A 13,877-nucleotide genomic window follows, 5' to 3' on the forward strand; every position below is an offset into this window, starting at 1 on the left:
CCCGCCCGGCCGCCCGTGACGACGGTGCCGGCGCCCGCGACGCCGGCCGTGCCGCCCGCGCCTACCACGATCGCGATCCCGCCGGAGCCGCCGCCGCCGGACGATCTGCAGCCGCCGGGCGAGGGCGAGGAGATCGAGGCCCCGGTCAAGATCTGGAGCCGGTGCGACAAAGAGGGCGCCCTCGGCCGGACCGCCGAGGGTGAGGCCGTGCGCTGCCTGCGCGGCCGGCACGGTGACCTGCGCTGGCGGCTCGAGTAGCCAGATCATTTACTTCGCGGTGGGGCCTACACTGGCGCGCATGTCCATCGACCAGGGTCGGCACTCTCTCGGCGTCGACTTCGGCACGTCCAACACCGTCGCGGTGGCCCGCTGGCCCGACGGGCGGGCGCGGCCGATCCTCGTCGACGGCTCCCCGCTGCTGCCCTCCGCCGTCTACGCCGAGCCCAGCGGCAGCCTGGCCGTGGGCCGTGACGCGGTGCACAGCGCCCGGCGCGACCCGGCCCGTTTCGAGCCGAACCCGAAGCGCCGCATCGACGACGGCCTCGTGCTGCTCGGCGACCAGGAGCTGCCCGTCGTCGACCTGATCGCGGCGGTGCTGGTGCGGGTGGCCGACGAGTGGCACCGCGCGGTCGGCCCGGTGCGCCCCGAGGTGACCCTGACCTGCCCGGCGACCTGGGGGGCGACCCGCCGGGGCCTGCTCGCGGAGGCCGCCGCCATCGCCGGCCTCGAGCGGGTGCGCCTGGTGGCCGAGCCGGTCGCCGCGGCCACCTACTTCGCCGAGGTGCTCGGCCGCGACGTGCCGATCGGGTCCGTCGTGGTGGTGCACGACTTCGGTGCCGGCACCTTCGACGCGAGCGTGGTGGCGCGCACCGCGGAGGGCTTCGAGGTCCTGGCCGTCGACGGCCGCGACGACATCGGCGGCCTGGACGTGGACGCGGCCATCGTCGAGCACATCGGCAAGCTGGTCGCCGAGCAGGACGCGGCCGTCTGGCAGCGCCTGTCCGAGCCGGAGACGCTCGAGGACCGGCGCGCCAAGCACCAGCTCTGGGACGACGTGCGGATCGCCAAGGAGCGGCTGTCGCGGATCCAGTCCGCCGACGTGGTGGTGCCGCTGCTCGACCTCGAGTTGCACGTGACCCGTGAGGAGCTCGAGGAGCTGGCCCGGCCGCTGCTCGACCAGACCGTGCGGGTCACCAAGGACCTGCTGAACTGGGCCGACCTGCCGGACGGGCGGCTGGCCGGAGTCTTCCTGGTCGGTGGCGCGAGCCGGATTCCGCTGGTGGCGACGCTGCTGCACCGCGAGCTCGGCGAGGCGCCGGTGGCCATCGAGCAGCCCGAGCTGGTGGTCGCGGAGGGCAGCATCCTGGCCGACGCCGCGCTGCTGGCGGCGGAGCCTGCCGCGCCGGGCCCGACGGCCGAGATGCGCCTGGTCTCCCGCAACAACCCGGAGGCGCCGCCGACGAAGGCGGTCGCGGTCGACGACATGGACACGGTGCCGTCGGCGAAGCCCGCGGCGGGCCTGCCGCCGCCGGCCGTCGACCCGTGGCCGGACGCGCAGCAGCACTGGGTGCCGGACCCGGATCAGACGGTCGCCTCCGAGCCCTCGTGGGACGTGCACGCCCTGCAGAACACCCCGGCGGGTTCCGCCACCGGTGCGGCCGCCGCCACCCGGCCCGGCCCCTCATCGGGTCGCCCTGGTGCGACCAAGCGCGACAAGCGCGATAAGCGGGGCGCCGCGCAGACGGTCGCCGCCCAGCCGGGCCCGGCCGGTTCCCGGTCGGGGGCCTCATCGGCCGCGTCGCGGGCCGCCGCGCCCGCCGGGGTCGCCTCGCGGCCGGTCTCGCCCTCCGCGGTCGCCTCGCGGCGGGTCTCGCCGTCGGCGCGGCCCGGGGCGTCAGCCCGTCCGGCATCCACGGCCCGGTGGGACTCGCCGCCGGCCGCCCGCCGCCCGGCCGCGCCGCGCCGGCGATCGGGTCGCGTGCTGCGCTTCTTCCAGCTCCTGCTGAGCGTCCTCTTCCTGGTCGCGGTGCCCGTGGTCGCGCTGCTCGCGGCGTACAGCGTCAGCGCGGGGGTGCCGATGGACGTGGCGGTCGAGCAGCTGCTGGAGGGGTTGCGCCGACGGCAAGGGTGAGTCTTACTCATCTTTTCCCACCGATCCCGGTAGCGTGCTGACGAGGACCGAGCGGCGGGAGCTGGCATGTCGGAAATGATCGAGGGTCACGGCGGGGACCTGGCGCTGGCCGCGCTGCGGGCGTACGGGGTGACGGAGATGTTCACCCTCTCCGGCGGGCACGTCTTTCCGCTGTACGACGCCGCGCACAAGGCCGGCTTCCCGATCTACGACGTGCGGCACGAGCAGTCGGCCGTCTTCGCCGCCGAGGCCGTCGCCAAGCTTCAGCGCCGCCCGGGCCTCGCCGTCCTCACCGCCGGCCCCGGTGTGACCAACGGCATATCCGGCCTGACAAGCGCGTTCTTCAACGCCTCACCGGTGCTGGTGATGGGTGGCCGGGCGCCCGCCTTCCGCTGGGGCGCCGGGAGCCTGCAGGAGATCGACCACGTCCCGCTGGTCGCGCCCGTCACCAAGTACGCCGCCACGGTCGCCGGCACCGAGCAGATCCCGGCCGAGGTGGCCAGGGCGCTGACCGCGGCCCTGACCGCGCACCGCGGTCCGGCGTTCCTCGACGTGCCGCTCGAGGTGCTCTTCTCCAGCGAGGACGCCGCCGCGCCCGGATCTCCCGAGATCCCCATCGTCGAGCCCGATGCCGACGAGGTCGCCCGCGCCGCCGCGCTGCTGGCCGCCGCCGAGCGCCCGGTCATCATCGCCGGCTCCGACGTGTGGGGCGGCAACGCCATCGCCGAGTTGCGGGCCGCCGCCGAGGCGCTGCGGATTCCGGTCTTCGCCAACGGCATGGGCCGCGGCGCGCTGCCGCCGGGCCACCCGCTCGCCTTCGCCCGGGCGCGGCGCCCCGCGCTCGACGGCGCCGACGTCGTCGCCGTCATCGGCACGCCGCTCGACTTCCGCCTCGGCTTCGGCGAGTTCGGCGCCGCGAAGGTCGTGCACATCGTCGACGCGCCCACCCAGCGCGCCGGTCACGTCGAGACCGCCGTATCGCCCGCCGGCGACCTGCGGCTGATCCTCGCGGCGCTGGCCGACTACCCCGGCCGGCGCGCCGGCCACGGCGACTGGATCGCCGGCCTGCGCGCGGCCGAGGACGCCGGCCGGGCCCGCGACGCCGAGGCGATGGCCGCGGAGAGCGATCCGATCAAGCCCGCCCGGGTCTACGGCGAGCTGCGCAAGGTGCTGGCGCCGGACGCGGTCACCATCGGCGACGGCGGCGACTTCGTCTCGTACGCCGGCCGCTACCTCGAGCCCGCGCAGCCCGGCACCTGGCTCGACCCCGGCCCGTACGGCTGCCTCGGCACCGGCATGGGCTACGCGATGGGCGCCCGGGTCACCTACCCCGACCGGCAGATCTGCGTCCTCATGGGCGACGGCGCGGCCGGCTTCTCGCTGATGGACGCCGAGTCGCTGGTACGGCAGAAGCTGCCCGTGGTGATCGTGGTCGGCAACAACGGCATCTGGGGCCTCGAGAAGCACCCGATGCAGGCCATGTACGGCTACGACGTCGCCGCGGACCTGCAGCCCGGATTGCGCTACGACCGCGTGGTCGAGGCGCTCGGCGGTGCCGGCGAGACGGTGGAGAAGTCGTCCGAGCTGGGCCCGGCGCTGCAGCGCGCCTTCGACTCCGGCGTTCCCTACCTGGTCAACGTGCTGACCGATCCGGCGGACGCGTACCCCCGGTCGTCCAACCTGGCCTGACCGGGTCGCGCCGGTCACTCGTCGTTCTTCTCCAGCTCGCGTTCCCACCGGTCGAGCAGCTCGCGTTCGCGGCGGGACCGCTCGGTGTCCATCGAGCGCAGAAAGTCCGGGTCGTCGTCCGGCGAGGCCGGGCGGGGCGAGCTCGGGCGTATCGGGCCGCCCTCGCGCGGCGGCTGCACCGGCCGTCCCCAGAAGAAGTAGGCGAGGGGGCCGAGTAGGGGGATCAGCAGGATGACGAGCAGCCACAGCGCGCGCGGCATGTTGCGAACCCGATCGGCCGACAGCGCGCCGATCAGCGCGAGCACCACGAGCACCAGCTGCACCGCAACCAGGAGGACGAACAACCGGACCATTAGGCAATGATGACGCGCCGCACACCAAACGGCGACGATCAGAGCATGACAAGCGCGGCGCCGAGCACGGCGAGGCTTACGGTGAGCGCCGCGTACACGGTGACCGTGCGGCGGCCGGGCCGTGGCGGCCAGGCGTTGAGCCCCCGGGCCCGCCGGTAGGCGAGGCCGATCAGGGCCGCCCAGAGCGTCATCGCGGCCCCGGCGCCGAGCCAGGTCCAGGTGCCCGCCCCGGGTGCGAAGGCCGGCCGCGTCGCGAGCAGGCCCACCGCGGTCGCCGAGAGCCCGGTGCGCCGCCAGGCCAGGCGGGTCCGCTCCGCGGAGGCGCCCGGGTCCGGCCTCACGAGAACGCTTTGATCAACACGGCGACGACCAGCAGCAGCGCGCCGAGCGCCACGATCAGGGCCAGCACCGCCGGGAACCGGGACTTCGGCAGGTCGGTGCCGAGCCGCATGGCGCGTTCCGTGCGCGCCCAGTGGTCGACGGCCCGCAGCGCGACCACGCCGCCGAGCAGCAGCAGCGCCACCGCGATGCCCTCGCGCAGGTGGGCGATGGGCAGCGGCGGCAGGAACTGCGCGCAGGCGAGCCCGCCGGCCAGCAGCGCCAGGGCGGTCCGGATCCAGGCCAGGAAGGTGCGCTCGTTCGCCAGCGAGAAGCGGTAGTCCGGCTTCTCGCCGGCCATCGGGGTCTTCTGCGGGTTGAACCACTGGCCGAGCACACCGGCGATTATCGACCAGCGAGACGCGCCGCCCACAACCGGCGCATCTCCCCGCTCACGCAGGACTCGCGGGTGTGTCCACAGGTGCACCAGGCTCCCTCCGGCTCGCTCTGCCGGTGCGGTGGGAGAGGATGGGGCGAACGCGCGGGTAACCCGCGCGAAACAGCTGTCATTTGGCCGGACATGTCCTGGTACCCCCTTGATCAGACTGTAGCGATCATGTGGCGGCTCCGGGTGAGGTGAGTCACTCTCGGTGGTGGAGACCCGAAAGCTACTGGCGGGTAACATCCGGAGAGGACAGCAGTTCCGGCTGTAGGCGTGCGTCCATCAACAGGAGGGTCGTCGAAGCGCGATGAACATCGTCGTACTGGTCAAGCAGGTACCCGACTCCGGTGCTGAGCGCACCCTGAGCGCGGGTGACAACACCGTCGAGCGGGCCTCGGCGAACAACGTCATCAACGAGATGGACGAGTACGCCATCGAGGAGGCGCTGAAGATCAAGGAGGCGCACGGTGGCGAGGTGACCGTCCTGACGATGGGCCCCGAGCGCGCCTCAGAGTCGATCCGCAAGGCGCTGTCCATGGGCCCGGACAAGGCCGTGCACGTCGTGGACGACGCGCTGCGCGGGTCCTGCGCCGTGGCGACCTCCAAGGTGCTCGCCGCCGCGCTCGGCACGCTCAACGCCGACCTGGTGATCTGCGGCGCCGAGTCGACCGACGGCCGCGTCCAGGTCATGCCGCACATGCTGGCCGAGCGCCTCGGCATCGCGGCGCTGACCGGCGCCCGCAAGCTCACCGTGGACGGCGCGCAGCTGACCGCCGAGCGGCAGACCGACGAGGGCTACGAGGTCGTCACCGCGGCCACCCCGGCCGTCGTCAGCGTGTGGGACACGATCAACGAGCCGCGCTACCCGTCCTTCAAGGGCATCATGGCCGCGAAGAAGAAGCCGGTGCAGACCCTGTCGCTCGCCGACCTGGGCGTCTCCGCAGGCGAGGTGGGCACCGCGGGCGCGACCTCCGCGGTGGTCGAGTTCGCGAGGCGGCCGGCGCGGTCCGCCGGCACCAAGATCACTGACGAGGGTACGGGCGGCGAGCAGCTCGTCGCGTACCTCGCCGCCGAGAAGTTCGTCTGAGAGGGGCTCCCACCATGGCTGAAGTACTGGTCGTCGTCGAGGCCTCCCAGGCCGCCGGCGTCAAGAAGGTCACGCTCGAGATGCTGACCATCGCCCGCACGCTGGGCTCCGTATCGGCGGTAGTTCTCGGCGGCGCTGGCGCCACCGAGCAGTTCGCCGCCAAGCTCGGCGAGTACGGCGCCGAGAAGATCTACTCGGGCGAGGGCGAGGAGATCGACGGCTACCTCGTGGCGTCGAAGGCCACCGCCGTCGCCGAGCTGGTCAAGCAGGTCCAGCCCGCCGCCGTGCTGCTCGCCTCGACCCAGGAGGGCAAGGAGATCGCCGGCCGGCTCGCGGTCAAGCTCGACAACGGGCTGCTGACCGACGCGGTCGAGGTGGCCGCGGACGGCACCGCGACGCAGGTCGTCTTCGCCGGCTCCACGATCGTCAAGTCCAAGGTCACCAAGGGCCTGCCGATCATCACGATCCGCCCGAACTCGATCACCCCCGAGCCGGCGCCCGCCACCCCGGCCGTCACCACGCTCGAGGTCACGGCCACCGACGCGGACAAGCTGACCCGGGTCGTCGAGCGGGTCGCCGAGCAGAAGGGCTCGCGCCCCGAGCTCAGCGAGGCGTCGATCGTCGTCTCCGGCGGCCGCGGCGTCGGCAACGCCGACAACTTCAAGCTGGTCGAGGAGATGGCCGACCTGCTCGGCGGTGCCGTCGGCGCCTCCCGCGCGGCGGTCGACTCGGGCTACTACCCGCACCAGTTCCAGGTGGGCCAGACCGGCAAGACCGTGTCTCCGCAGCTCTACGTTGCCCTGGGCATCTCCGGCGCGATCCAGCACCGGGCCGGCATGCAGACCTCGAAGACGATCGTCGCGGTCAACAAGGACCCCGAGGCCCCGATCTTCGAGCTCGCCGACTTCGGTGTGGTCGGTGACCTGTTCAAGGTCGTGCCGCAGGCCGACGACGCGATCCGCAAGCGCAAGTAGGCGACAGGTTCGAGGCGGCCCGGCGGAACCTGCGCCGGGCCGTTTCGCGCTCAATCCATCCGGCCCGTTTCGGTTGACGCCTCAAGGCATAAGCTTCACGTTGATGGTTTACCTGGATCACGCGGCGACCACGCCGATGCTCGCCGAAGCGCTCGACGCATATGTCGTGGCCGCCCGCGAGGTCGGCAACCCGTCGTCCCTACACGCTGCCGGCCGGTGCGCCCGCCGGCTGGTCGAGGAGTCCCGCGAGCGCATCGCCGCGGTGCTCGGCGCCCGCCCGTCAGAGGTGATCTTCACCAGCGGCGGCACCGAGAGCGACAACCTGGCGACCAAGGGCATCTATTGGGCCCGGCGGGGCGCCGACCCGCGCCGCAACCGGGTGGTCGCGTCGGCGGTCGAGCACCACGCCGTGCTCGACGCGGTCGACTGGCTCGGCGCACACGAGGGCGCCGACGTCAGCTGGCTGCCGGTTGACGCGGCCGGCCGGGTCGATCCGGAGTCGCTGGCCGGCCTGCTCGCCGAGCACGGCGACGAGATCGCGGTGATCAGCACCCAGTGGGCGAACAACGAGGTCGGCACGATCCAGCCGGTTTCCGAGCTGGCCGCGCTCGCCGCGCGGGCCGGCATTCCGTTCCACACGGACGCGGTGCAGGCGGTCGGCCAGGTTCCGGTCGACTTCGCCGCGAGCGGCGTCGCGGCGCTGACCCTCACCGGCCACAAGCTGGGCGGCCCGGTCGGCGTCGGCGCGCTGCTGCTGGGCCGCGACGTCGCCGCGACACCCCTGCTGCACGGCGGCGGCCAGGAGCGCGACGTGCGCTCCGGGACGCTGGACACCCCGGGAGTCGCGGCCTTCGCGGTCGCGGTCGAGACCGCGGTCAAGACCCAGCAGGAGTACGCGGCCAGGGTCGCCGCGCTCCGCGACGACCTGGCCCGGCGGGTGCGGGCGGCGGTGCCGGACGCCGTCTACAACGGCGAGACGGCCGACCGCCTGCCGGGCAACGCGCACTTCTCCTTCCCCGGCTGCGAGGGCGACGCGCTGTTGCTGCTCCTGGACGCGCAGGGGATCTCGTGCTCGACGGGCTCGGCCTGCTCGGCGGGCGTGGCGCAGCCGTCGCACGTGCTGCTGGCGATGGGCGCGGACAACGACCGGGCCCGCTCGTCGCTGCGCTTCACGCTGGGCCACACGTCCACGGCCGCCGACCTCGACGCGCTGCTCGCGGTGCTGCCGGGAGCGGTCGAGCGGGCCCGCCGCGCGACCGCGTGGAAGACCCCTCGCTAGGGCACAGCTGGCGGATCATGGCGGCCTGCGCCGGGTCCAGCTTCCACCCCACTTGCGACGCGAAACCTGGACCTCGGCTCGGCAACGCCATGATCCGCCAGCTGCGCCCCAGGGACTTCCCCGCCGCTGTGTGGGTTGCCGGCAGTGGCGGATAGGCTGGCGGACGTGCGAGTTCTAGCAGCCATGTCCGGTGGGGTCGACTCCGCCGTCGCCGCCGCGCGCGCTCGTGACGCGGGTCACGACGTGACCGGCGTGCACCTGGCGCTGGCGCGCAATCCGCAGACCTATCGGACCGGCGCGCGGGGCTGCTGCACGCTCGAGGACTCCCGGGACGCCCGGCGGGCCGCCGACGTCATCGGCATTCCGTTCTACGTGTGGGACATGGCCGAGCAGTTCCACGAGGACGTCGTCGACGACTTCGTCGCGGAGTATGCGGCCGGCCGCACCCCGAACCCCTGCCTGCGCTGCAACGAAAAGATCAAGTTCGCCGCGGTGCTGGACCGTGCGGTCGCCCTGGGCTTCGACGCGGTCGTCACCGGCCACCACGCCCGGCTCGGCGCCGACGGCCTGCTGCGGCGCAGCGTCGACATCGCCAAGGACCAGTCATACGTGCTGGCCGTCCTGACCCGCGCCCAGCTGGACCGGGCGATCTTCCCGCTCGGCGACTCGACCAAGACCCGGGTCCGCGAGGAGGCCGCCGAGCGCGGCCTCGCCGTCGCCGACAAGCCCGACTCGCACGACATCTGCTTCATCGCCGACGGCGACACCCGTGGCTTCCTGGCCGCGCGCCTGGGCGAGGCGCCGGGCGACATCGTCGACTCCCGCACGGGGGCCGTCCTCGGCCGGCACGCCGGCGCGTATTCCTACACCGTCGGCCAGCGCAAGGGCCTGGACCTGCGGGTCCCCGCGCCCGACGGCCGCCCGCGCTACGTGCTGTCGATCACCCCGAAGACCAACACGGTCACGGTCGGGTCCCGCGAGGACCTCGAGGTCGACCTGGTGACTTCCACCCGGCCGATCTGGCACGGCGAGCCGACGCCCGTCGAGTGCGAGGTGCAGTTGCGCGCGCACGGCGAGGTGGTCCCGGCCGCCGTGACCGTCAGCCCGGACGGCCTGCGGGCGCGGCTGCACACGCCGGCCCGGGGAGTCGCCGCCGGGCAGGCCATCGTCGCCTACCGGCCCGATCCGGCCGGTGACATCGTGCTGGGCTCGGCGACGATCGCCACCGGTGCCGTGGCCCGGGACGACGATCCGGGCGACCGGGCCGGCCAGGACAGGGCCGGCCAGGACAGGGCCGGCCAGGACAGGGCCGGCGAGGACCGGGTGCCGGCCGGCGCCGCTGGTTCGCCCGGTGTGGCCGGGCCGGCGCACGGTGCCTGACTTCCCCTGGCCGTCCGGCGCGGCCACCGGGCTCGGTTCGCTGCCCGGCACCGACGTCGCCGAGGCCCAGCGCCTGATCATCGGCGAGCTGCCCGACCTGCCGCACCTCGCCGAGCTGCCCGAGCGGGGGCCGGGCGCCGACATGATCGGGCGCAGCGCCGGCCTGCTGGTCGAGCTCCCCGTTCAGCTCTACGTGGGGCGCTGGCAGATGGCCCCGCGCCCGGGCCGGGACCAGCGCCGCATCGCCGATCTGCTCGAACGCGACCTCGACCAGCTCACCGAGCAGGCCGACCGCTACGCCGGGCCGGTCAAGGTGCAGGCCGCCGGGCCGTGGACCCTGGCCTCGAGCCTCGACCTGGCGATCGGCGGTCGCATGCTGCGCGACCCCGGTGCCGTGCGCGACCTCACGGACTCGCTCGCCGAGGGGCTGCGCCGGCACGTCGCCGATGTGCGGCGGCGCCTCCCGCACGCGTCCGTGCTGCTCCAGCTCGACGAGCCGTCGCTGCCGGCGGTCCTCGCCGGACACATTCCGACCGAGAGCGGGCTGAGCGCCTACCGGGCCGTCGACGGCCCCGATGCCGCTAGCGCGCTGCGCACCGTCGTGCAGGTCGTCGGGGTGCCGGTCATCGTGCACTGCTGTGCTCCCGCCGCACCGTTGCAGGTCGTGCGGGACGCCGGGGCCGCGGCCGTCGCGCTCGACCTGGGGATGCTGAAGGATCTCGACCCGCTCGGCGAGGCCCTCGAGGCGGGTCTCGGCCTGTTCGCCGGGGCCGCGGCCACGCGCCCGGCTCCCGGGTCGCCACCGCTGACGTCGGCGCAGGTCGCGGAGCGGGTGCGCAGGCTCTGGAGCAGGCTCGGCTTTCCCGCGGCCCGGCTGCCCGGCCAGGTCGTGATCACGCCCGCCTGCGGCCTCGCCGGTGCGGCGCCGTCCTATGTGCGCGCCGTGCTGAAGGCCTGCCGCGACGCCGGTCGCCGTCTGGCCGAAGTCTGACGATTCCGGCGCATTCGCCGGGGCGCGCCGGGCATCATGCACTCATGATTGGACGTCTGGACACCGTCGTCATCGACTGCCCCGATCCCCGTGCCCTGGCCGGCTTCTACTGCGAGCTGCTCGGCATGCACGTCGTCCGCGACGAGGGCGACCGGGTGACCGTCCGCACCGACTCGGACGCGCCGAGCCTGGCGTTCCAGAAGGCACCCGATCTCCTTCCGCCGGACTGGCCGGACCGGCATCGGCCGCAGCAGTACCACCTGGACGTGCGGGTGGACGACGTCGAGGCGGCCGAGCGGCGGGTGCTGGCGGCCGGCGCCAAGCGCCTGGACGGCGGCGACGGCTGCTTCCGGGTCTACGCCGACCCGGTGGGTCACCCGTTCTGCCTCCGCTGGTGAGCACGCCGCACTCCTGACGTCCGGCGGCGCGGCCCGGCACGTCTGCGGTTTTGTCGGACCGGGCGACTAACGTGCCGTGGGAAGGACGAACACGGAGGTCTTTGCGGTGTCTGAGAAGCAGTCTGTCGAGGCGGAGCCGGCCGCCGCCGAGCAACTGGCGCAGGGCGGGCCGACCGCCGAGCAGGTCGCCGCGGCCGGCACCGAGCCGACCTCCGAGGCCAGCGCCCGGCATGCCGCGCTCGCCGATGAGCTGCGCGGCCACCAATACCGCTATTACGTGCTCGACTCGCCGACCATCGCCGACGCCGAGTTCGACACGCTGCTGCGCGAGCTCGAGGAGCTCGAGGAGCGTCATCCGGCGCTGCGCACCCCCGATTCCCCCACGCAGATCGTCGGCGGCTCGTTCTCCACGCTGTTCACCCAGGTCGAGCACGCCGAGCGGATGATGTCGCTCGACAACGTCTTCGACGACGCAGGGCTGACCGCCTGGTCCGAGCGCACCGTGCGGGACGCGGGCGGGCCGGTGCAGTTCCTCTGCGAGCTCAAGATCGACGGCCTGGCGATCAACCTCACCTACGAAAAGGGGCGCCTGGTCCGCGGCGCGACCCGCGGCGACGGCCAGACCGGCGACGACGTGACCTCCAACGTCCGCACGATCCGTGAGATCCCCGAGCGGCTGGCCGGCGACGACCCGCCCGACCTGCTCGAGGTGCGCGGCGAGATCTACTTCCCGGCGTCTGCGTTCGCCGACCTCAACGCCTCGCTCGTCGAGCAGGGCAAGGCGCCGTTCGCCAACCCCCGCAACGCCGCCGCGGGCAGCCTGCGGCAGAAGGACCCGAGGATCACCGCGTCGCGGGGCCTGCGCATGGTCGTGCACGGCATCGGCGCCCGCACGGGTTTCCGGCCCGATTCGCAGTCGCACGCCTATGCGGCGCTGAAATCCTGGGGCCTGCCGACCAGCGACCGGTGGCGGCTGGTGGAGTCGATGGCCGAGGTGCGCGACTACATCGACTACTACGGCAAGCACCGCCACGACGTCGAGCACGAGATCGACGGCGTGGTCATCAAGGTGGACTCGGTCGCCCTCCAGGGCCGGCTCGGCTCGACGAGCCGCGCGCCGCGCTGGGCGATCGCCTTCAAATATCCGCCCGAGGAGGTCACCACCAAGCTGCTCGACATCGCCGTCAACGTCGGGCGGACCGGCCGGGTGACCCCGTTCGCCCTGCTGGAGCCGGTGCTGGTGGCCGGTTCGACGGTGGCGCAGGCGACGCTGCACAACGCCCGCGAGGTCGAGCGCAAGGGCGTGTGGATCGGCGACACGGTGGTGCTGCGCAAGGCCGGCGACGTGATCCCGGAGGTGCTCGGCCCGGTGATGGAGTTGCGGCCGGACGACGCGCGCCCCTTCGTCATGCCGACCGAGTGCCCCGAGTGCGGCACGCCGCTCGCCCCCGCCAAGGAGGGCGACATCGACATCCGGTGCCCCAACGCCCGGCACTGTCCGGGTCAGTTGCGCGAGCGCCTGTTCTACCTGGCGGGGCGCGGCGCCCTCGACATCGAGGTGCTGGGCTACAAGGCGGCCCGCGCGCTGTATGAGTCGGGCGTGCTGACCGACGAGGGCGACCTCTTCGGCCTGACCGCCGACGACCTGCTGCGCTCGCCCTTCTTCGTCAACATGGACGGCAGCCTTGGCAGCAACGCGGTCAAGCTGCTGGAAAACCTGGAGGAGGTCAAGCAGCGGCCGCTGTGGCGGGTGCTGGTGGCGCTGTCGATCCGGCACGTCGGCCCGACGGCCTCCCGCGCGCTGGCCCTCGAGTTCGCCTCGATGGAGGCGATCGAGTCCGCGATCGCGCAGGACCGGATCGCGGAGTTGTCCGCGGTGGACGGCGTGGGTCCGACGATCGCCGAGAGCCTGCGTGACTGGTTCGCGGTCGATTGGCACCGCGAGATCGTCCGCAAATGGCGCGAGGCCGGCGTGAAGATGGCGGAGGAGCGGACCGATACCGGCCCGCGCCCGCTGGCGGGCCTGGCGGTCGTGGTGACCGGCACGCTCTCCACGCACACCCGCGACGAGGCGTCCGAGGCCGTGATGGGCCGGGGCGGCAAGGTGAGCGGCTCGGTGTCGAAGAAGACGGCCTTCGTGGTGGTGGGCGACAACCCGGGCAGCAAATACGACAAGGCCCTGTCGCTGCGGGTGCCGGTGCTGGACGAGGCGGGCTTCGCGGTGCTGCTGGCGCAGGGCCCGGAGGCGGCGCGCGAGGTGGCCGAGATCGCGGAGGAGCCGGTCAAGGAGCCGAAGCGCAAGGCCGCGCCCGCGGCCGCCGAGGAGGCGACGGGTTAGCCCACCAACGGGTGAAATCTCGGGTGTTCCGCGTTCAGGCAGATATGCCGATTTGGTAACGGCGAGTCTGTTTCGCGTAGTTTTGTCTACGCGGATCTATGGTGAGGAAGATCGTTCGGTCGACACCACCGTGGAGGTCGCATGGATGCCGCACAGCAGCGCAGCTCCATGCCGGGCGAAGGGCAGCCGGGCGAGGAGCGTGCCACGGGCGTGCGGGGCGGCGGCCGGCCCGCGGCACCGGGCGAGACCACAATGGCCCCCGGTGAAAGCGCTTCCGGGTGCGACGATCCACGGTGCTGCGCCGGCGCCGGCGATTTGCGCTCCGACGCCGGCTCTCGTATAAGGACCGGCCCGGCCCCGGACGGCCCATTCGACGGCCGGCCGCGGGCCCGGCGTCCGGACGACGGCCCGGTCTCCGATGGTCGTGACGGTGATGCCCGGGCGGGTGGCCGGCGAATCGGCGGCCGGTGGCGGCGGGGCGCGCCCAGCCCCGCCGC

At 73.4% G+C, this 13,877-nt stretch carries 13 protein-coding genes; 10 read left to right on the plus strand and 3 right to left on the minus strand.

The annotated features are described in order from the left end of the window. From AB0F10_RS38775 to AB0F10_RS38785, 3 genes are all read left to right on the plus strand, one after another. Positions 1-258 (plus strand): hypothetical protein (locus AB0F10_RS38775; RefSeq protein ID WP_360637331.1); only part of this gene is annotated, 258 nt, incomplete at its 5' end. Positions 259-298: 40 nt separating this feature from the next. Continuing rightward, positions 299-2,131, plus strand: coding sequence for an Hsp70 family protein (locus AB0F10_RS38780; RefSeq protein WP_360637334.1), 1,833 nt, complete (start codon positions 299-301; stop codon positions 2,129-2,131). 66 nt (positions 2,132-2,197) lie between these two features. Beyond that, complete coding sequence (locus tag AB0F10_RS38785; protein ID WP_360637337.1) at positions 2,198-3,820, plus strand: acetolactate synthase; 1,623 nt, start codon at positions 2,198-2,200, stop codon at positions 3,818-3,820. 14 nt (positions 3,821-3,834) lie between these two features. Here AB0F10_RS38785 and AB0F10_RS38790 read toward each other — a convergent pair whose 3' ends face one another. The 3 genes from AB0F10_RS38790 to AB0F10_RS38800 are packed head-to-tail and all read right to left on the minus strand — an operon-like array spanning position 3,835 to position 4,852. Continuing rightward, the gene (locus tag AB0F10_RS38790) at positions 3,835-4,173 is read right to left on the minus strand and encodes a PLDc N-terminal domain-containing protein (protein ID WP_360637340.1); all 339 of its coding nucleotides are present in this window, start codon (positions 4,171-4,173) and stop codon (positions 3,835-3,837) included. A 38-nt stretch (positions 4,174-4,211) separates the two neighbouring features. Beyond that, the gene (locus AB0F10_RS38795; RefSeq protein ID WP_360637345.1) at positions 4,212-4,514 is read right to left on the minus strand and encodes a DUF202 domain-containing protein; all 303 of its coding nucleotides are present in this window, start codon (positions 4,512-4,514) and stop codon (positions 4,212-4,214) included. Continuing rightward, positions 4,511-4,852 carry a DUF202 domain-containing protein gene (locus tag AB0F10_RS38800; protein WP_360637366.1) on the minus strand — a complete coding sequence of 114 codons (342 nt, stop codon included), beginning with the start codon at positions 4,850-4,852 and terminating at the stop codon, positions 4,511-4,513. The genes AB0F10_RS38795 and AB0F10_RS38800 overlap by 4 nt, the downstream gene beginning before the upstream one ends. Positions 4,853-5,240: 388 nt before the next feature. Between AB0F10_RS38800 and AB0F10_RS38805 the strand changes: the two genes are divergently transcribed. The 7 genes from AB0F10_RS38805 to ligA all read left to right on the plus strand — a co-directional run bounded on the left by AB0F10_RS38805 (position 5,241) and on the right by ligA (position 13,380). Then, positions 5,241-6,020, plus strand: a complete 780-nt coding sequence (locus tag AB0F10_RS38805) for an electron transfer flavoprotein subunit beta/FixA family protein (protein ID WP_360637348.1) — start codon at positions 5,241-5,243, stop codon at positions 6,018-6,020. Positions 6,021-6,034: 14 nt separating this feature from the next. Then, complete coding sequence (locus AB0F10_RS38810; RefSeq protein WP_360637351.1) at positions 6,035-6,994, plus strand: electron transfer flavoprotein subunit alpha/FixB family protein; 960 nt, start codon at positions 6,035-6,037, stop codon at positions 6,992-6,994. A 103-nt stretch (positions 6,995-7,097) separates the two neighbouring features. Further along, positions 7,098-8,273: a cysteine desulfurase family protein gene (locus AB0F10_RS38815; RefSeq protein WP_360637354.1), complete on the plus strand. Its 1,176-nt coding sequence runs from the start codon at positions 7,098-7,100 to the stop codon at positions 8,271-8,273. Between the two features lie 165 nt (positions 8,274-8,438). Next, a complete protein-coding gene (gene mnmA, locus AB0F10_RS38820) occupies positions 8,439-9,653 on the plus strand; it encodes a tRNA 2-thiouridine(34) synthase MnmA (protein ID WP_360637357.1) in 1,215 nt (404 codons plus the stop codon). Beyond that, positions 9,646-10,644 (plus strand): methionine synthase, encoded by a 999-nt coding sequence (locus AB0F10_RS38825; protein ID WP_360637360.1) that lies wholly within the window; start codon positions 9,646-9,648, stop codon positions 10,642-10,644. Before mnmA ends, AB0F10_RS38825 begins: the two co-directional genes overlap by 8 nt. Before the next feature lie 44 nt (positions 10,645-10,688). After that, positions 10,689-11,042 (plus strand): VOC family protein, encoded by a 354-nt coding sequence (locus tag AB0F10_RS38830; protein WP_360637363.1) that lies wholly within the window; start codon positions 10,689-10,691, stop codon positions 11,040-11,042. Between the two features lie 154 nt (positions 11,043-11,196). Next, positions 11,197-13,380, plus strand: coding sequence for an NAD-dependent DNA ligase LigA (gene ligA / locus AB0F10_RS38835; protein WP_360637369.1), 2,184 nt, complete (start codon positions 11,197-11,199; stop codon positions 13,378-13,380). The last annotated feature ends 497 nt before the right edge of the window (positions 13,381-13,877 follow it).

The organism is Actinoplanes sp. NPDC026623 (assembly GCF_040638275.1).
In the GTDB taxonomy this organism is placed as follows: domain Bacteria; phylum Actinomycetota; class Actinomycetes; order Mycobacteriales; family Micromonosporaceae; genus Actinoplanes.